Origin of the sequence: Leeuwenhoekiella palythoae (assembly GCF_900130045.1) — a bacterium.
Classification (GTDB): domain Bacteria; phylum Bacteroidota; class Bacteroidia; order Flavobacteriales; family Flavobacteriaceae; genus Leeuwenhoekiella; species Leeuwenhoekiella palythoae.
In genome coordinates this window covers 3,488-23,739 of record NZ_FQXT01000006.1, presented here as the reverse complement: position 1 = coordinate 23,739, position 20,252 = coordinate 3,488, and the positions used below count along the sequence as shown (strand labels likewise).

The 20,252-nt window shown below is 38.4% G+C and carries 14 protein-coding genes; 10 read left to right on the top strand and 4 right to left on the bottom strand.

From position 1 onward, the window contains the following. Positions 1-62: 62 nt before the first annotated feature. The 10 genes from fbaA (at position 63) to rpe (ending at position 13,146) form a co-directional block, all read left to right on the top strand. Positions 63-1,130 carry a class II fructose-bisphosphate aldolase gene (gene fbaA / locus BUA96_RS14960; protein WP_072984446.1) on the top strand — a complete coding sequence of 356 codons (1,068 nt, stop codon included), beginning with the start codon at positions 63-65 and terminating at the stop codon, positions 1,128-1,130. Positions 1,131-1,257: 127 nt separating this feature from the next. Further along, positions 1,258-2,115: an acetyl-CoA carboxylase, carboxyltransferase subunit beta gene (gene accD, locus BUA96_RS14955; protein ID WP_072984444.1), complete on the top strand. Its 858-nt coding sequence runs from the start codon at positions 1,258-1,260 to the stop codon at positions 2,113-2,115. 95 nt (positions 2,116-2,210) lie between these two features. Next, complete coding sequence (gene rpsO, locus BUA96_RS14950) at positions 2,211-2,480, top strand: 30S ribosomal protein S15 (protein ID WP_072984442.1); 270 nt, start codon at positions 2,211-2,213, stop codon at positions 2,478-2,480. Between the two features lie 258 nt (positions 2,481-2,738). Further along, a complete protein-coding gene (locus tag BUA96_RS14945; protein WP_072984896.1) occupies positions 2,739-4,964 on the top strand; it encodes a polyribonucleotide nucleotidyltransferase in 2,226 nt (741 codons plus the stop codon). 382 nt (positions 4,965-5,346) lie between these two features. Further along, positions 5,347-6,153 carry a pyrroline-5-carboxylate reductase gene (gene proC, locus BUA96_RS14940; RefSeq protein ID WP_072984440.1) on the top strand — a complete coding sequence of 269 codons (807 nt, stop codon included), beginning with the start codon at positions 5,347-5,349 and terminating at the stop codon, positions 6,151-6,153. A gap of 4 nt (positions 6,154-6,157) precedes the next feature. Further along, positions 6,158-6,928, top strand: a complete 771-nt coding sequence (proB, locus tag BUA96_RS14935) for a glutamate 5-kinase (protein ID WP_072984438.1) — start codon at positions 6,158-6,160, stop codon at positions 6,926-6,928. Positions 6,929-6,981: 53 nt separating this feature from the next. After that, positions 6,982-8,181, top strand: a complete 1,200-nt coding sequence (locus BUA96_RS14930) for a glutamate-5-semialdehyde dehydrogenase (RefSeq protein ID WP_072984436.1) — start codon at positions 6,982-6,984, stop codon at positions 8,179-8,181. Between the two features lie 235 nt (positions 8,182-8,416). Continuing rightward, on the top strand, positions 8,417-11,170 hold the full coding sequence (locus tag BUA96_RS14925) for an ATP-binding protein (protein WP_072984434.1): 2,754 nt from the start codon (positions 8,417-8,419) through the stop codon (positions 11,168-11,170). A gap of 203 nt (positions 11,171-11,373) precedes the next feature. Beyond that, the gene (locus BUA96_RS14920; protein ID WP_072984432.1) at positions 11,374-12,237 is read left to right on the top strand and encodes a sigma-70 family RNA polymerase sigma factor; all 864 of its coding nucleotides are present in this window, start codon (positions 11,374-11,376) and stop codon (positions 12,235-12,237) included. A 249-nt stretch (positions 12,238-12,486) separates the two neighbouring features. After that, positions 12,487-13,146, top strand: coding sequence for a ribulose-phosphate 3-epimerase (gene rpe / locus BUA96_RS14915; RefSeq protein WP_072984430.1), 660 nt, complete (start codon positions 12,487-12,489; stop codon positions 13,144-13,146). Between the two features lie 246 nt (positions 13,147-13,392). Here the strand turns inward: rpe and BUA96_RS14910 are convergent, their stop codons facing one another. The 4 genes from BUA96_RS14910 to BUA96_RS14895 form a co-directional block, all read right to left on the bottom strand. Further along, entirely contained in the window at positions 13,393-14,877 is a 1,485-nt protein-coding gene (locus BUA96_RS14910) for an SLC13 family permease (RefSeq protein WP_072984428.1), read from the bottom strand. A 610-nt stretch (positions 14,878-15,487) separates the two neighbouring features. Continuing rightward, a complete protein-coding gene (locus tag BUA96_RS14905; protein ID WP_072984426.1) occupies positions 15,488-17,413 on the bottom strand; it encodes an OmpA family protein in 1,926 nt (641 codons plus the stop codon). A gap of 11 nt (positions 17,414-17,424) precedes the next feature. Beyond that, entirely contained in the window at positions 17,425-18,348 is a 924-nt protein-coding gene (locus tag BUA96_RS14900; RefSeq protein WP_072984424.1) for a PorP/SprF family type IX secretion system membrane protein, read from the bottom strand. A gap of 32 nt (positions 18,349-18,380) precedes the next feature. Further along, positions 18,381-20,252: T9SS type B sorting domain-containing protein (locus BUA96_RS14895; protein ID WP_175546505.1), on the bottom strand; the 1,872-nt coding region annotated here is incomplete at its 5' end.

Here is a 20,252-nt window from a genome sequence, read left to right as displayed (position 1 = left end):
TTAGGTGGTCAAACCCTAATTATTTATTAATTTTATGCCCTTAACTAAGTAAACAACAACTTATGAGTCATAGTATCAAACCGGGGGTTGCAACCGGTAAAGAAGTTCAGGCAATTTTTAAACACGCTAAAGAAAATGGCTACGCGCTTCCAGCTGTAAATGTAATCGGCTCTAATACCATAAACGGTGTTTTAGAAACAGCTGCAAAATTAAATGCACCTGTGATCCTTCAATTTTCTAACGGAGGTGCTCAATTTAACGCAGGAAAAGGTTATGCCAACGATAACCAGCAAGCAGCAGTTGCAGGAGCAATCGCAGGAGCAAAACACGTGCACGAATTAGCAAAGCGTTATGGCGCAACAGTTATTTTACATACTGACCACTGCGCTAAAAAACTTTTACCTTGGATTGACGGTCTTCTTGATGCTTCTGAAGAATACTATAAAGAACATGGGCATTCCCTTTTTAGCTCTCATATGATTGACCTTAGTGAAGAGCCTATTGAAGAGAACATCGAGCTTTGTAAAAAATACCTTGAGCGTATGAGCAAGATGGAAATGACTCTTGAGATCGAACTTGGTATCACCGGTGGTGAAGAAGATGGTGTAGATAACTCTGATGTTGACGTTTCTAAATTGTATACGCAGCCAGAAGAAGTTGCTTACGCTTATGAAGAATTAAGCAAAGTAAGTGATCAGTTTACTATCGCTGCGGCTTTTGGTAACGTTCACGGGGTTTACAAGCCTGGTAACGTAAAATTGACTCCGAAAATTTTGAAGAATTCTCAGGAATATATTTCAGAAAAATACGGGGTTGGAGAAAACCATATCGACTTTGTATTCCACGGAGGAAGTGGTTCTACCGTTGAAGAAATTCGCGAAGGTATCAGCTACGGTGTTATCAAAATGAATATTGACACTGATTTACAGTGGGCATTTACTGAAGGTATTCGCAAATATTTTGATGCAAATGCAGACTATCTTCAAACACAAATAGGTAACCCAACCGGAGAAGACAGCCCAAATAAGAAATTTTACGATCCACGCGTTTGGTTACGTAAAGGTGAAGAATCTTTTGTTGCGCGTTTAGAAAAAGCGTTTGAAGATTTAAATAACGTAAATACTTTGTAATTTCGCATCCGCGAAAAGAAATTTTAAAACCTCAGGATTTATATTCTGAGGTTTTTCAACCTTTAAAAACAGCCTCTTAATTTTTAAGAAGCACCCCTAAAAGCTTACAAACTAAAAAGCACAAAATATGGCTTGGTTTAAACGGAAAGAAAAAGGAATACAAACTGCTACCGAAAATAAAAAAGATGTACCTAAAGGACTTTGGTATAAATCTCCTACCGGTAAAATCATTGATGCAGATGAACTTGCTAAGAATTTTTACGTAAGTCCAGAAGATGATTATCACGTAAGAATAGGCAGTAATGAGTATTTTTCAATTCTTTTTGATGAAGGCAAATACAAAGAGCTAGATAAAAATCTTACTTCAAAAGATCCGCTAGGGTTTGAAGACACTAAAAAATATGTTGACCGCCTCAAGGATGCAGAAGCAAAAACCGGTTTAAAAGATGCCGTACGTACTGCCGTAGGTAAAAGTATGGGTAAAGACCTTGTTGTTGCTGCAATGGATTTTAAGTTCATCGGTGGATCTATGGGTTCTGTAGTGGGTGAGAAAATCGCGCGTGCCGCAGATTACTCCCTTAAGCACAACGTTCCTTTAGTGATCATTTCAAAATCTGGTGGAGCACGTATGATGGAAGCTGCATTATCCTTAATGCAATTAGCAAAAACTTCTGCTAAACTAGCTCAACTTGCTGAAGCAAAAATTCCATACATCTCGTTATGTACAGATCCTACCACCGGTGGAACCACTGCTTCATTTGCGATGTTAGGTGATATTAATATTTCTGAGCCGGGAGCTTTAATTGGTTTTGCAGGACCTCGTGTTGTACGCGATACTACCGGCCAAGAATTGCCAGAAGATTTTCAGACAGCAGAATTTTTAAAAGAGCACGGTTTCCTTGATTTTATATCACACCGAAAAGAACTGAAAAAGAATATCAACCTTTACATAGACTTGATTTTAAATCAGCCAGTTCGCAATTAAAAATAACAGACCGGTATTTAGAAATTAATTGTATCTTTGCCGGCTCAATGAGATCACCTCATTGAATACATAAAAACTATTTAAATAATATTGGCATGTATCTTACTCAAGAGAAAAAAGATGAAATTTTCAGCCAGTACGGTAAAGACAAAAACGATACCGGATCTGCAGAAGGACAAATTGCGTTGTTCACACACCGCATCAACCACCTTACAGAGCACTTAAAAAGAAACCGCAAAGACTTTAACACGGAGCGTTCTCTAGTAAAGTTAGTAGGTAAGCGTAGAGCATTACTTGACTATTTAACTAAGAAAGATATCAACAGATATCGTGCTATCGTTAAAGAATTAGGTTTAAGAAAATAATTCTTATTTATAAAAGGGGCTGTTTTTCAGTCCCTTTTATTTTTAAAATCTGGTTGTTTCAGAATAATATTTGAAGCTTCAGTAAAATAAAAACCATATTTTTGGTTCAAGTCCCGTAAGGGCAAAGAAAGCTATCCTTAGGTTTTTCATTGGTCACCACTACACACAACAACACAACGACCTTGCCGCTAACCTTTTTGGTTTGCAGCTTATGTTTAACAGTATCCTCGATTTAGGATACAGATGAAAAATCAAAATATGATTCCAAAGACTTTCAAAGAGGTCATTGACCTTGGTGATGGTAGAGAGATCTCTATCGAAACCGGAAAATTAGCAAAACAGGCACATGGTTCTGTTGTTGTTCAATCCGGTAAATGTATGTTGCTTTGTACGGTAGTTTCAAACTACAAGCAAAGTGATGTTGATTTTCTTCCATTAACGGTAGATTATCGTGAAAAATTTGCTGCCGCTGGCCGCTATCCTGGTGGTTTCTTCAAAAGAGAAGCTCGCCCAAGTGATGGTGAAGTATTAACCATGCGTCTTGTAGACCGTGTACTTCGCCCATTGTTCCCAAAAGATTATCACGCAGAAACTCAGGTTATGATTCAGTTAATGTCTCATGACGAAGATGTAATGCCTGATGCGATGGCAGGTCTTGCAGCATCTGCAGCAATTCAACTTTCAGATTTCCCATTTGAATGTGCGATTTCTGAAGTACGTGTGGGTCGTGTAAACGGTGAGTTTATCATCAACCCTTCTCGCACACAGTTAGCAGAATCTGACATCGATATGGTTATTGGGGCTTCGGCTGACTCTGTAATGATGGTTGAAGGTGAGATGGACGAAATTTCTGAAGAAGAAATGACCGAAGCCATCAAAGCTGCTCACGAGGCTATTAAAGTTCAGTGTGAGGCTCAAATTCGTCTTGCGGAAGCTTTTGGTAAAAAACCAACCCGTGAGTACGAACCAGAAGTTGAAGACGCAGAACTTGAGAAAAAAGTTTACGATTTAACGTATGACAAAGTGTATGAAGTAGCCAAAGCTGGTTCTTCTAAACACGAGCGTAGCACTGCTTTTGATGCCATTAAAGAAGAAGTAAAAGGAACGTTCTCAGAAGAAGACCTTGAAGCGTTTGGAGATTTGATCTCTAAGTATTTCTACAAAGCCGAAAAAGCTGCGGTACGCGATCTTACTTTAAATGAAGGTTTACGTCTTGATGGTCGTAAGACTACTGAGATTCGTCCAATTTGGTGTGAGACTGACTATTTACCATCAGTACACGGTTCTTCGATCTTTACACGTGGGGAAACTCAGGCGCTTGCTACTGTTACTTTAGGTACTTCGAGAGAGGCTAATCAAATTGATATGCCATCTTACGAAGGTGAAGAAACATTCTACCTACACTACAACTTCCCTCCTTTCTCAACCGGTGAAGCGCGTCCTATTCGCGGAACGTCTCGTCGTGAGGTAGGTCACGGTAACTTAGCACAACGTGCATTAAAAGGGATGATCCCAGCAGATTGCCCGTATACCGTACGTGTTGTTTCAGAGATTTTAGAATCTAACGGTTCTTCTTCTATGGCTACCGTTTGTGCAGGTACTATGGCCATTATGGATGCCGGTGTAAAACTTAAGAAACCAGTTTCTGGTATCGCAATGGGTCTTATCACTGATGTTGAAAGCGGTAAATACGCTGTACTTTCTGATATTCTTGGTGATGAAGATCACTTAGGTGATATGGACTTTAAAGTGACCGGAACAGCTGATGGTATCACTGCTTGCCAAATGGACATTAAAGTAAAAGGTCTTTCTTACGAAATTCTTGTAAAAGCACTTCATCAGGCACGTGATGGTCGTTTACACATCTTAAACCACCTTACAGATACAATTTCTGAACCTCGTGGAGATGTTAAAGATTACGCGCCTAAAATGGTTACTACACGCATCGCTAATGAATACATTGGTGCGCTTATAGGACCTGGCGGAAAAGTAATTCAAGAACTTCAGAAAGAAACTGGAACTACGATTGTAATCAATGAAGATCCAGTAACCGAAGAAGGAATAGTTGAAATTCTAGGTACAGGAACTGAAGGTATCAACGCAGTTCTTGCTAAAATAGATTCAATCACTTTTAAACCAAAAGTTGGTGAGTCTTACAAAGTAAAAGTAATCAAGATGCTTGACTTTGGTGCTGTTGTAGAATATCTTGCTGCTCCGGGTAATGAAGTACTACTTCACGTTTCTGAACTTGCTTGGGAACGTACAGAGAATGTAAGCGACGTGGTTAATATGGGAGATGAATTTGAAGTAAAATACTTCGGAATCGATTCTCGTACACGCAAAGAAAAAGTTTCTCGTAAAGCACTTCTGCCAAAACCGGAAGGTTACAAAGAGCGTGCTCCTAGAAATAATGACAACAAGGACCGTGGATCTCGCGACAATCGAGGCCGCGATAACAGAAATAAAGATCGCAAAAGAGATTAATTTCTGATAGATTTTATTGAAAAAGGGAGCTAAATGCTCCCTTTTTTTATGTTTCTTGAGTCAAATCGCTGAAAATTGAAATCCCTGCTTAATTCAATTTATTTCCTTTAAAAATATTCTTTGATTCATAATATTTGGATATTACCTACTAAAACTGACATAAAACTGACAGATGTACAGCATTTGGCAGAAAAACTGCCAAAAAGGAACTGCGAAATCCGCAATGCTTTTTTAACATTTAGTTAGCAAACCTTTCTTAAGCTTCATAGGGTGTACGCTAACAGGCTTTTTCCTATCAATATTCTAGGATACTTCCTCATTTTCTGAGTCTCGCATGATACTTGCACTAAATAGGGCGAACTAATTAATTAAAAACTATTTAATGAAAGTATTAGTATTAGGTGCTGGCAATATGGGACTTACCTATGCCGAAGGAATGGCAAACTCCCCATTTTTAAATAAGCGCAAGCTTATGATCTTTGATGTCTCACCTCAAAAAACAGAAGCTTTATCAACTATGGCGCAGTTTGATGCTTATGACAGCATTGAAGAATGTGTGCCACAAGCTGATGTTATTTTTATCGCGGTTAAACCGTACCACAGTCAATCATTATTTGACAGTATTAAGCCCTACATAAACCAAGATCAACTTTTTGTATCGTTAATGGCGGGTGTAACTATAAATACCATTCAAGAAGGATTAGGAGTAAAAAAAGTTATACGTACTATGCCTAATTTACCTGCTAAAGTAGGTAAAGGAGTGACTTCTTTTACAGAATCTAAAGAGGTTAGTAGAGTGGAATTATTGACTGTTAGAAGTCTTTTAGATACTACTGGTGAGTCAATACACGTAGAAACAGAGCAATTTATTGATGCTTCCACTGGTATTTCTGGTAGTGGTCCTGCATATGTGTTTTATTTTATGCAATCTATGTTAGAAGCAGCATTAAAAATGGGCTTCTCTCCAAACGATTCAAAAGTATTGGTATCACAAACTTTTGAAGGCGCTGTGAAACTATTTAATGAATCTGATCTTACACCTGAAAAATGGATGGATCGCGTTGCTTCAAAAGGTGGTACGACGCGTGCCGCACTAGATTCAATGGAAGATAATAACGTTAAAGAATTAATTAAAGAAGCTGCATACGCAGCATTTGACCGTGCAACAGAACTCGGTAAAGAAAAATAAAATTATGAGCACAAAACGTGTAGTTATAAAAGTAGGAACTAATGTAATGACCAATAGAAACAACAGAATTGTTGGGCCTGTTCTTCATGAACTTGTGAGACAAATCGCAGAGCTTTATGAAAAAGGTTACCAGCCTGTTTTAGTTTCTTCAGGTTCTGCAATTGCAGGTAAAGAAGTCTTAGGAGAATGCAATTATGAAGATGCTTCTACCCGTAGACAAATATTCTCTTCAGTTGGGCAACCTCGTATGATGCGTCACTATTATACACTATTTAATAGCTTCGGTATGCATTGCGCTCAATTACTTGCTACTAAGCGTGATTTTGCGCCAGGGAAGCACCGCGAGAATATGATCAATTGCTATGAAGGTCTTTTGTCTGAAGGTATTATTCCTATCGCAAATGAGGATGACGCAGTATCATTAACTATGTCAATGTTTACTGATAATGATGAGCTCGCAAGTCTTGTAGCCGAATTGATCAATGCAGATGCATTGATTCTTCTTACGGATACAGACGGACTTTATACAGGGCATCCTGATGATGATGAATCAGAAAAATTAACGGAAGTGCATCCTGAGCAGAAAGTAGAACAATACGTTCAAGAGAATAACAAAGCTGAAGGTGAAGGACGAGGAGGAATGAAATCTAAGCTTAAAATTGCTAAAGAAACTGCTCGCAAAGACATCACTTGCTTTATTGCTAATGGTAAAAAACCTAATGTGATTGTCGACCTTCTGGAAGGTAAAGAAATTGGTACTAAGTTTCAAGCTTAAGTTTGAAATAGATTAGTTCATTCAATTCAAATTAATAAAAGAAAAAAAGTAAAATGCAATTACTCAATTCAGATATAAAAAATAAAGTTCTTGATTCAATGATGAATATTATTGAGTCTAGAAAAAGCGAAATTTTAGAAGCTAATAAAAAAGATTTAGAGGCTTTTAATCGCGACGATCAAGCCCTTTACGACCGATTGGTTGTAAATGATGCTAAAATTAGTGGTATGATTCAAGCGATTAAAGAGGTGCGCGATCAAGAAGATCCTGTAAGTCAAGAAATTTCAAATACAACACTTGATAGCGGTTTAAAAATCATCAACAAGACGGCTCCATTTGGAACCATTATGATCATTTATGAATCGCGTCCTGATGTGACTATTGAAGCTGCAGTTCTAGCTTTTAAAGCAAACAATAAAATTTTGCTTAAAGGTGGTAAAGAGGCGCATCATAGTAATGTTGTTCTTGTAGACTGTTGGAAGCAAGCTTTACGCGAGAATGACCTTGATGAGTCTTGGATCACCATGTTACAAATGAATCGTGAAGAAACTCAGGCATTCTTAAAGAATCCTGATCAACCTTTAGATTTGATTGTTCCTCGTGGTGGTGAGCGCTTAATAGGATTTGTAAAGGAACACGCCAAATGTGCTGTTTTGGTAAGCGGTAGAGGAAATAACTTCTTATACGTACATCCAAAAGCAGATTGGGCCAAAACTATTGAGGTAATCATCAATGCTAAAACCGATAAAATATCTGGATGTAACGCGCTAGATAAAGTATTGGTAGACAAGAACATTGCTGATTATGAAGCTAAGATCAAAGAATTAGATCAAATTCTTAAAGCTAAAGGTGTTGAAGTATTAGCAGACGAAGCTTCAAAAGAAGTTCTTAGCGATAACACCGTGATCCCAAATGAAGATACGTGGTATGAAGAATTTTTAGCGATGAAAATTGTTCTTGGCGCTGTTGACAGTATGGAAGAAGCGATGGAAAAGATCAACACTTACAGCGGTGGTCACTCTAGTGCGATTATGACAACTGATAAAGAGGCTGCGACAACCTTTATGGAAAACATAGATACAGCAGCGGTTTATCACAACGCTTCCACGCGATTTACAGATGGTGGACAAATGGGCGTTGGTGCCGAGTTAGCGATCAGTACCGATAAATTGCATCACAGAGGTCCGTTAGGATTAAAACAATTGGTGACAAATAAATACTATGTATTTGGTGACGGACACGTAAGAGTCTAATTATCAGTAAATATTATTCAAAAAGGGAGTTCTTCATTGAGCTCCCTTTTATTTTTTTATCAAGTTTTAAAATCATCTACTGAAAATTTTTCAGCAAAAAAGCAATGAAATTCGATTTTTGGTAAAAGCCTTAAATTCAAACTTTTCCTACAAGTAAAATCCATTAGTATTCATTTAAAATATTTAATTTAGCCTTTAAACGAAATAAAGCTTTTGTTTTTCCATCTCACACCCAATGAGCTCATTTATAGATCGTCTTCTCAATCATCGTGCTACTAGGATTACTAAAAGTGATTCTACAGAAGATCCTATAAAAAACTTTTTCAATTACCTCATCAGTTTGGGCACGCCGGGCCCCAGATTGAAACTTTTAGAATCGAAGATTGAAAATTTTGAGTTTCCTGAAGATGCTTATTTGGCTGAAATCTGTGTTGTCAACTTTTATCTCGATTTAGAGTTTTACCTCATCAATCACGATGCGCGTTACATCAACACAGAAGAGAAGTTGCGTTTACAAATCAAAAAACAATTTCCAAAAATTGCAAATTCCAATGCATTCTTACCGCTCTACACTAGCGGAAAGAACCAAGAAATCAGCCTTGCGCAACTCTTTCTGATTACGATTTTAAAGAAGTTTAAAGATGAAGATCCGGAATTAAATACTACGATCTCGTGGCTGAATTCTTTAGAAAAAGCATATCACGCAGAGCCTTCTTCAGATCTTGTTCAGCAGATTAACAGCTTCAGAAGAATTAAGGATGATGCGTATAAAATCAATAAAGAATTTGGTGAGATCTTTGGGCAAGACTTTGTTGATTCAGCATTCTCGGGTACTAAAGAAGAGTTTTTCAGCTATTATGAAAAATTAAATGCAGTCGTAGCCATCAATGATGTGATGCCGCAGCTTTTTACTTCGTTGCTAAACGAGTCGGCCAACAAAGATTATTTTAAACCACCTATAGAGCCCCTTCCACCTCAGGAACCCCCTTTACCTAAGCAAAAACCTTCGGCGCATAGTGCGCAAACTACGCACGTAGATGTACTAGAGAATTTGTTGGACGGTTACTTGCTTTTTGATAATTCCGGGGCGATTAAAGGAATGAATACCTTGAGTACCCGCATTTTTGGCCTCGAGAAGGAACAGCTTAAGCAAACTTCCGTTTATAAATTATTTCCTGAGGCCATTAGTACAAAGCTGCATAAAGACATTCAGAACCTCTATAAACAACAACCTCTGGCGCTCATTGGCAATCGTGTGGAGCTGGATATTAAAAATACGCAAGGTGAACTCATGCCTTATGAGGTCACTTTTACCAATAACTATTCTGAACCCGTAGATACTTTTAGTCTTTTTATCAGAAATATCACAGAGCGAAAAGATACCTTGAAGGCTAAAATGAATGCCGAGCGCACTGCAGAAGCAAAGACGACGTTTTTATCTAATATGAGTCACGAGATCCGTACACCGCTCAACGTGATCTTAGGACTTTCTGAAATTTTAATCAAGAAAGGTTTTGACGATAAGCAACTTTTAAAGAAGAACTTAGAAGGCATTTCTTTTTCGGCGAAAAATCTCTTGTCGATTGTGAATGACATTCTTGATTTTTCAAAGATCGAAGCAGGAAAGCTCACCTTACAGTCTTCTGATTTTAATCTGGCAGAAGTGGTCTCCAACCTCTCAAATGCTTTTGAAGTAAAGGCTCGGGAAAAGGGGTTAAAACTAAATACCGAAATTGACCCAAGCATTCCGGATATTGTGATTGGCGATCAATATCGATTAAATCAGATCATTACAAACCTGTTAGGTAACGCTATTAAATTCACCAAGCGCGGTGTCATACAACTTGATCTAAAGCTAGTTGAAGAAACTGCTGAATCGGTCAAAATCAAGTTTACCGTTAAAGACACAGGAATAGGAATCCCCGCCGAACAACTGAATAAAATCTTTGATAGTTTTTATCAAGTTGATGAGCCGGAGCACGCTAAAATAAATGGTACAGGATTGGGTCTTTCCATCACCAAAGAGCTCATTAATTTACAAGGCGGAAAACTCAGTGCTGAAAGTCTCGTTGGCGAGGGTTCTACCTTTTATTTTGACCTAAGCTTTGAAAAGAGTAAACGTAAAAAGCTTCAAGATCTCGAAAAACCTGTTGACGGTAAACCGAAGCATTTAAAAGGCTTGACCGTTCTTGTAGCTGAGGATAATAAGATGAACCAGTTTTACATTCGTCAACTGCTTCAGGGTTTAGAAGTTCAAGCGGATATTGCTGAGAATGGTGAAGAAGCGGTCGCTATTTACACCAATGCACCTAAAAAATACGATCTTATTTTGATGGATATGCATATGCCGGTTATGAATGGGCTCGACGCTATAGCTGCCATTAGAAGGTCAGAACAAGATCAATTAAATAAAGTACCTATCGTGGCGTGCTCTGCTGATGTTTTTCCGGAAGCGCGTAAAAATGCCATTAAAGCAGGTATTGACTTTTATTTGACAAAACCCTTGAAGGAAGAAGCGCTAAAAGAGGTATTATATTGGTTAATTTCTGATAATTCTTCCTCTGAAAGATCTGTTGAGCAAAAACAGCAGCATCCTAAGCCACCGGAACCTCAAAAAGCACAACCTGAAATGGCACCTTCTTGCATAGATTTAAACCAACTCTTTGCCATTTTTGATAACGACAAAGATTTTGTAATTGCACTTCTTGAAGTGTTTATTACAGAAACCCCTGAAGATTTCAACAGTCTGCGCAACTGTGTTGAGCGAGAGTATTATGCCAGAGCGAGTACACTGGCTCATAAAATGAAATCGAGTTTTATGAATCTTGGGATGACAGAACACGGTCATCATCTACAACAAATTGAAACGCATCTTAAAAATGCTGATAAAATCGAAGAAGCAAAAACGCATCTTAAAGCTTTTGAAATGCTATATAACAAAGCTTTAGTAGATGTCAATCTTCAGCTGATTGGACTAAAAGAAGTTTAGCAGATTTTGGTCTTTAAGCGAAAAAATCAGTCGTTCAGCTATTTGTTAAAATTTTCTAAAAAAAATTAAATATTTCTGTAACCTTTAATTACCTCTTTACGTATAATAGGTAAATCAGCAGTTACGCATTTTGCCGCTGCGATTCAAACATTGAGTACCGGTATAATCAATCCGGTGGAACATTTTAAATATGTGATGGTCCTATGAGACAACTTAAGATTACAAAACAGGTTACCAACAGAGAAACCGCTTCGCTTGACAAGTACTTACAAGAAATTGGTAAAGTAGACCTTATTACTGCCGATGAGGAGGTTGAATTAGCACAACGTATTAAAGCAGGCGATCAGCGTGCTTTAGAAAAATTGACTAAAGCTAACCTGCGTTTTGTGGTTTCTGTTGCAAAACAATATCAAAACCAAGGGCTTACACTTCCTGACTTGATTAATGAAGGAAATTTAGGTCTTATCAAAGCTGCGCAGCGTTTTGACGAAACGCGCGGTTTTAAATTTATCTCTTATGCTGTTTGGTGGATTAGACAATCTATTTTACAAGCATTAGCTGAGCAATCACGCATTGTGCGTCTTCCACTAAACAAGATCGGAAGCATCAATAAAATCAACAAAACTTACGCGTTTCTAGAGCAAGCTAATGAACGTCCGCCAAGCCCTGAAGAAATTGCAAAAGAGCTTGATATGACCGTTAATGAGGTAAAAGAATCGCTTAAGAATGCAGGTCGTCACGTAAGTATGGATGCGCCACTTATTGAAGGGGAAGATTCCAACTTGTATGATGTTTTGCGCTCTGGTGAGTCTCCTAACCCTGACCGTGAATTGCTTAGCGAATCCCTTAGTACAGAGATCGAACGTGCACTAGAAACGCTAACACCACGCGAAGCTGATGTTGTGCGTTTATATTTTGGTTTAGGTCATCAACACCCTATGACTCTTGAAGAAATTGGTGAGACTTTTGACCTTACTCGTGAGCGTGTACGCCAAATTAAAGAAAAGGCGATCAGAAGACTTAAACACACCTCTCGCAGCAAAATTTTAAAAACCTATTTAGGCTAGATTTTACAAGAATTCGTTAAAAATAGGGTGTTTCGCTAGCTTTTTAGTAAATTGCACTAATATTGAAACCCCAAGAAAATATTTAAAGTAACAACAGTTCATCATAACTGTTCGTTTTTTGATTGATGAATGAATCCCCGGCTGATTACCGGGGATTTTTCATGGTATCTATTTAAGCTGATATAAATCTAAATTGACACCACTTCTAAAGCAGCAATTCTTAAATTTACGCTATTAATAAAATTTGATATGACTCCTAAATACCTTGCTCCTTCTATCTTGGCTGCTGATTTTGCAAACCTTGAACGCGATATTAAAATGGTCAACGCTAGTGATGCAGACTGGCTGCATGTAGATGTGATGGACGGTGTTTTTGTACCCAATATCTCTTTTGGAATGCCGGTGGTTCAAGCCATAACGCAGCACGCAAAAAAAGTGATTGATGTACATCTAATGATTGTAGATCCTGATCGCTATATCAAGACTTTTGCAGCTTTAGGAAGCACTAATCTTACCGTACATTACGAAGCTTGCACCCATTTACACCGCACCTTGCAGGCGATCAAAGCAGAAGGAATGAAAGCAGGAGTAGCGCTTAATCCACACACACCAGTACACCTTTTAAAAGATGTAATTACTGACATCGACCAAGTCATAATCATGAGTGTAAATCCGGGGTTTGGCGGTCAATCGTTCATAGAGAACACCTACCGAAAAGTGCGGGAATTAAAAGAGATCATTCTCACACATAACGCCAATACGTTAATCGAAATTGATGGCGGAGTGACAGATCATAATGCAAAACAATTGATAGAGAGTGGTGCAGATGTTTTAGTGGCCGGAAGCTTTATTTTTAAGGCTGAAAATCCAACCGAAACCATAAAAACAATTAAAGAGCTTATCTCCTAAACAGCTCTTTTTTATTGGGGTTCAATCGCTTTGGGTGTAGTGAAAAAAGAAGAGCAGATCTGTTTGTACTAATCGCTTTGCAACGCCCCCTACAGCCAACAAAATTATTAGAATGTAACAGTAATCTGCTCGTTCTTGATCTTAAATCTAATCCGTAGCAAATAAAAGAAGAAGCATTCAGAAAAAAGTACGGAATTCCGTAATGGAGAGCGACTTTAACATTATAACTAATACTTTAGTGCATTCTTACCCTGATATTCCTTCGGTTACAAACTTTTTACTGAATCCATATGGGTCAAAATCCCAAACAACAGGAAGCATAAAATATACAAACAGGGTTAATAGGATTATTGAAACAATATTCATCCAAAATCCGGCTTTTACCATATCAGGTATTTTAAGATATCCTGAACCAAAAACTACGGCGTTAGGCGGCGTAGCAACCGGCAGCATAAATGCACAAGAAGCGGCGACTGTGGTTGCAACAAGAAGCATATAAGGATTAAGATCAAGCTCTAGCGCTATTGGTGCCAGAATAGGCAACAACATCGCTGTGGTGGCAAGATTTGACGTCAATTCTGTAATAAAATTGACACTAAAAATCACTAGTAGAATAATCAATAAAAGCGGTAAAGCATCTAAAAGAGTCATCTGAAGTCCGAACCATTTTGCCAATCCTGTAACCTCAAATCCGGAAGCTAAAGCCATTCCGCCGCCAAAAAGAAGAATGATTCCCCAAGGAATATTTACAGCTTCCTCCCAGTGTAAAATGCGTTTTCCTTTTCCGGAAGCATTCAGTGTAAATAGTAAAATACCTGCTGCTATTGCAATGATGGTATCATCAATGCCGGGAAACCAATTTTCTAAGAAGAAAGATCTGGTGATCCAGCAAATAGCCGTAGTTGTAAAAACAACCAACACCGTTTTCTCTTCACGCTGCATAGGTCCCAACTCCTTAAGCAAGCGATTGATTTCTGCTTTTCCGCCGGGAAAGTCTTTCTGTTTAAAAGAATAAGCAATGTTTGTGAGGTACCACCAACTGATAACGAGCAAGATCAAACTAATAGGAAAACCGAACTTAAACCACTGAAAAAAGCTAATATCTATCGCATAAACCTCTTCAATATAACCGGCGAAAACCAAGTTTGGCGGCGTTCCTATCAAAGTTGCCACACCTCCTATTGAGGCGCTATACGCAATACCCAACATCAGTGCTTTCCCAAAAATCATATTCTCATCTGCAATAGTATTGGGATTGTCCTTTAATTGAGATACGATTGACATCCCTATGGGCAGCATCATTACGGAAGTAGCGGTATTAGAAATCCACATGGATAAAAATGCGGTCGCCACCATAAAACCTAGAATAATATTTTTGACATTAGTCCCAATGATTTTGATGATGTGTAAAGCGATGCGCTTGTGGAGGTTCCATTTTTCAATTGCAATAGCTAAGATGAAACCACCCATATACAAGAACACATATTTGTGCCCATACGATGCTGTAGTTGTTGAGATATCTACCGCCCCCGTAAGCGGAAACAATACAATAGGAAGCAAAGCAGTCACTGCGATAGGTACAACTTCGGTAACCCACCATAATGCCATCCATATTGTTACGCAAAGAATATCGTAAGCGGGCTGTGACATGCCGGTTGGCGCGTCTAACTGTTGCAGTATTAAAAATAGTACAGGACCCAGTACTAAGAAAATAAACTTATTAAATTTCATGGTATGTAGTGACCGTTATAGGGTAAAATCGCTTTGTTACATTAAGCCCACAAAATACTAGAAATTTTATTACTGAAAATCTATAGGAAAAAGGGATTCAATTTAATTATTGAAAAAAGTAATTTGAATCATATATTATTTTTGAAAGGTATAATTATAAACAATACTCTAGTTACTACTTAAACTAAAGGTGGAATGAACATTTTAAAGTTGACTATCTCAAAGGAAGAATACGAAGATTGATCCAACGTACCTATTAAATTTTGAGGGAAGTTTCGGGTTACAAGGGTTTAAGCAATGAAATGAAAAAGCAGGCTAACTATTATAGACAAATCCATGAGCCCCCTACAGCTAATGAATCAAAGTTAAGTTTAGTTTTAGCCTGCTTATAGTATTAAAGCTTCGGTTTACATTTTTCTCAAAATCAACCGACTATCTTTAGCATTATTTATAACTAAAGATACTAAGTGATATTCAACAATAAAGAAGTTTAACAGTATTTCTTAAAATCTATGAGCTAAAACTGGAATTCTATAAAATAAGAAACTCCCTCAAAAGAGGGAGTTTCTACGTTAAAATCAAAGAAGAAAAATGATTCTAACGCCTCTCATTACCTGCTTACAACGATGAATTCAGACCTCCTGTTTTCAGAGTATTCTAGTTCTGTACAGGTTTTTCCGTCTTCATCACAAATATGTATGGGTCTTGACTCCCCATAGCCTATAGCACTCTCTATACGAGAAGGATCTATACCATTTTCTATGAGCCAGTCTTTTGTTGAGTTTGCCCTGTTTGAGGATAGGGTTTTATTAAAATAATCTGTTCCGCGCTGATCAGTGTGCGATTCAATTTTAATGATCATTTCAGGATAAGAATCCATCACTTCAATGACCCGCTTTAGCTGAATTGCAGCCACGTCGTTTATATTGTACCGATAATATTCAAAGTAAATGGGATCTATACGTATCTTTTCGACATCTCCATCGGTCACAAAAATTTCTGAAAGATCTTTTAGCCTAAAGTCAACCATATCCATTAGATGACCAGGAATCAAGTCTGTTGAAAAATCTAAAGCGTCTTCTCCATAGCCCGCTTTCGTAGCCTCTAAGGTATAGGTAGTTTCACAGTTTAACATCATAGTGTAGGATCCCTTTTCATCGGTAATCACTTCTTGATGTACCTGATCACCATTAATATAGGCAGTCACTTTAGCGCCAGATAATATCTCTTTTGTTTCTAGATCATACACCGTACCGGTGATCGTTTGTAAACATTCTTTTACGTTATATTTAAAACTATAGATATCATCACCACCTTTTCCGCCAGCACGGTCCGAGGAAAAATAACCCGAGTCAGGTTCTAAACCAGCGACATAAGCAAAATCGTCTGCATTAGAATTGATGTTAGGCCCCAGATTGATAACGGCTCCAAAAATTCCGTCTTGAAAATTAGTTTTATAAACGTCTAGTCCGCCAAAGCCTACGTGCCCTTCGGATGAAAAGTACAAGGTGTTATCCTTATAAAACGGAAAATAATCATCAACGATACTATTGATCAAAGGGCCCAAATTTCGTGGTTTTGAATACGTACCGTCCTCGTAAATATCGCAAACATAAATATCTGCTCTTCCGTAACCACCCGGCATGTCTGAAGCAAAAAACAGTTTGGTACCGTCTTCGGTTACAAAAGGGTGTCCTGAAGAATACGTTTCTCCATTAAAAGGAAGTAATTCTTTTTTGATTTTTTTTGCAGTGAGATCTACGCGATAAATATTGAAGTAATTACGCTTATCTCCCGTAAAAATCTTTCTATTGTTATCTTGAGCACTCGAAGCAAAATAAATGTATTTACTATTAGGTGAGAAACTTACGGTTGCATCGTGGTATGGTGTTTCTAATTCTTTATTAAATAATCCAATATTCGAAAAGGATTCGGGACCATTCATATCTGCCTTATAAATAGCTAAATAGGGTGTATTATCACGCTCGTAAATTTTATTAGCTTCTTTATTTCGGGCTGAAGTAAAAACAAATGTACCCTCACTTATCGCACCTCCAAAATCAGCATACTGTGAGTTCAATTCCAGATTTTTAATTGTGTACAGGGTGTCCCCCTTAATCAATTCTTCAAATCTTGATTTTTCTTCATAATATGCGTTGAGCATTTCGGGCGTTCCTTTTTCTTTCAGATACAATTCAACCACTTGGCTCGCTTTATCGTATTCTTTGAGATAACGCAAGGTGTCGTAATACTGAAATCCTTGAGAGTTATCTTGGTTAGGCCCCACCTTTTTATACCAGATTTCATAGTATTCTTTTGCCTTGTAGTAATCTTTAAGATTGTAATAAACATCACCCATTTTCATATATATGTCGGGCGTTACATTCTCTTTTTTTGCTGAAGCCATATATTTCTCAAAAGCCGGAGCAGCTTCTATATAAATATGTCTATCATAAAGTTCGTTTGCCTTTTTTAGATTGCTTTGTGCGAAAGTATTAACACTTATAAATAGTAGTAAAATATAAATAGTTCTCATGGGTCTCAATTTTAAAAGAATCTTGGTGAAAAAGTTGCTCCTCGTCTTCTAGCAAGAGAAAACTTAATTAAGATCTCATGACTCCCCTCATTGTATTGATTAAAGTCTGAAGTATTATAATCGTACGCATAGCCTATAAAAATATTGTTGGTTACCTGAAAGCCAGCCAATGCACTCACAGCGGCATCCATACTGTACCCTGCCCCAATAGTAAAGCGCTCCAGAAAAAGAAAATTAGCCGATAGATTTGCTCTTATAGGCGCACCTTCTACATAATCAAATAAAGCGGCCGGCTTGAATTTTGTATTCTGACTGATATCAAATATATATCCTCCAATGAGATACACGTGTAACTGCTCTGTGTTCACAAAATCATCTTCCTCATCATAATATTCCTGTGAGAAAAAGTTAGGCGTTGAAAGTCCTAAATACCATTGATCGCTATATAAATACGTCCCGGCTCCTAATACACCTAGAAATTGATTGTTGATATTATTCATAAATGAAGGATCATTAGGATTATCAAAAACCCCTTTTCTAAAATCAACGTTCAGTACTCTAAAACCGGCTTTTAAACCAAAAGACAAATACGTACGCTCAGCCAACTGAATGGCATAGGAAAAGTTTCCGTCAATATTCAAGTCTTCTGAAGGGCCTAAGGCATCCCGAGTTATGTTTAAACCCAGACCTACATTATAGGTTACCGGTGTTTCCAGACCTAAGTTAATGGTCTCTGGTGCCCCGTCAATCCCGGTGAATTGTGCTTTATAATTTGCTGTAATGTTCAATGCATCAGATGAGCCTGCATAAGCTGGGTTCACTGTCATTGTATTGTACATATACTGCGTATAGTTGGGCGCCTGCTGCCCGTAAATACCGGCAGCACTACACGCCACAATCATCAGTTTGATTAAGGTTGTGACTATTTTTGTCATGATTATTAAATTTTAATGAGAGAATTAATTTATTATCGAGCTATATAAATCCAACCGGTTAGGGTACGCTCACCCTCGCCCAACTCTATAGCGTAGTAATAGGTTCCTGCAGGTAAACCGCTGGATTTGTTTATAGAGTTAGCTACATTAGAATCCCCATTCCACGTATTGAGATAACCACTAGCAGTAAAGACTAACTGTCCTACTCTGTTATACACATTTACCGTATTGTTAGGGTATTTTTCAATACATCGTACCGTAAACAGATCGTTCATCCCATCACCGTTTGGCGAAAACTCATTGAATACCATCAAGCAATCAGGATCGATCTCTACTTCTGAAGTATTGTTTCCGGTATTGCTATCAATTGGTGTAGAAGTGATTATTTCAGCTACGTTTCTATAGTCTCCTGTGCTTAGAACAGTAGCTACAACTGTTAATGTTGTGCTGCTATTTGCTGCTAAAGAAGGAATTGTCCATACTCCGGTAAGCGGATTGTAATTACCAATTGGTGCCGTAAAACTGTCAAACTCTAAACCTGACGGAAGGGCTTCACTCACTTGGATATTTGTAATATCTGTTTCGCCGGTATTTGTTACTTCAATTAAGTACGTTACCTGTTCGCCAATTGCCGGATTCATTAGATTTACCGATTTAGAAATACTTAAATCAGAACAAGCTTCTGCAATAACTTCCAGATCAGCCGAAGTTTCAACGATACAAGAAAGTGTTGTGTCATAAGTCACGCTTACAGTATTGTTTCCTGGGATATCCCAAATTACAGCCACAAAATTATCATCTAGGCCACCTCCCGAAGTGATTGAACCTCCTGAAGTGATCGTCCACATATAATTTGACATGCCAGACTGTGTGGTGTAGATTATCTCAGTGCCCAAGCACGCATTAGCCTGTGAAGCTTCGATACTCGCAGTGGTAGGTTGCGTGAGCATAACAGTTACTCCAAAACGACCGTTGCCCTCTACTCCATCTACTACAAGAGCTGCATAATAGGTGACTCCATCTGCTAAAGGCGTAGTTGGATCAAGCTGAACACCTCCAGTTTGTTGATCATACCAAACAATGTTTGACTGATCTAAAACAATATCCTGAAGCGTCACAGGATCTGTTGAACAGAACACCTGATTGTCATCACCTGAAGGTATTCCTATGTTGATTACCAACTCATCTATCGTAGCATCTACTGAAGTATTCCCCACACCATCACTACTTTGAGCCATCACATCGTAAGTCCCTTCTTCTATCTCATTTCCATCAGGAATAGTCAGCGTCCATGTATCATCGCCATTATCAACCAAATTCCCATCACCCTCTACATAGGTTACACTGTTAACGCTTACGGTCAAACTCTCTGAAGAATCTGCAGTTCCGGTAATCGTCGGAGTAACGTCTGCTGTGGTCTGACTGTTTACTGTTGGAATACCAGGTCCTGTGGAATCAATAGTCAATTCGTCAAGCGTTGCATCACTACTGCTGTTGCCGGCTGCATCCGTGGCAGTTGCCATCACATCGTAAGTTCCGTCTGGAAGTGCATTGGCGTCTGGCACAACTAAAGTCCACGTATGATCACCGTTATCGGTTAGATTGCCGTCGCCTTCGGTATAGGTTATACCGTTTAACATCACCGTTAAATCATCTGCTGAATCCGCGGTTCCGGTAATGGTTGGCGTGTTGTCATTAGTGGTCAACAGATCAACCGTTGGAACTGTCGGTGCAGTAGTATCGATCGTTAATTCATCAGTGGTTGCATCACTGCTGCTATTGCCGGCTGCATCCGTAGCGGTCGCCATTACATCGTAAGTTCCGTCAGGAAGTGCGTTAGCATCTGGCACAACTAAAGTCCACGTATCATCGCCGTTATCCGTTAGATTGCCGTCGCCTTCGGT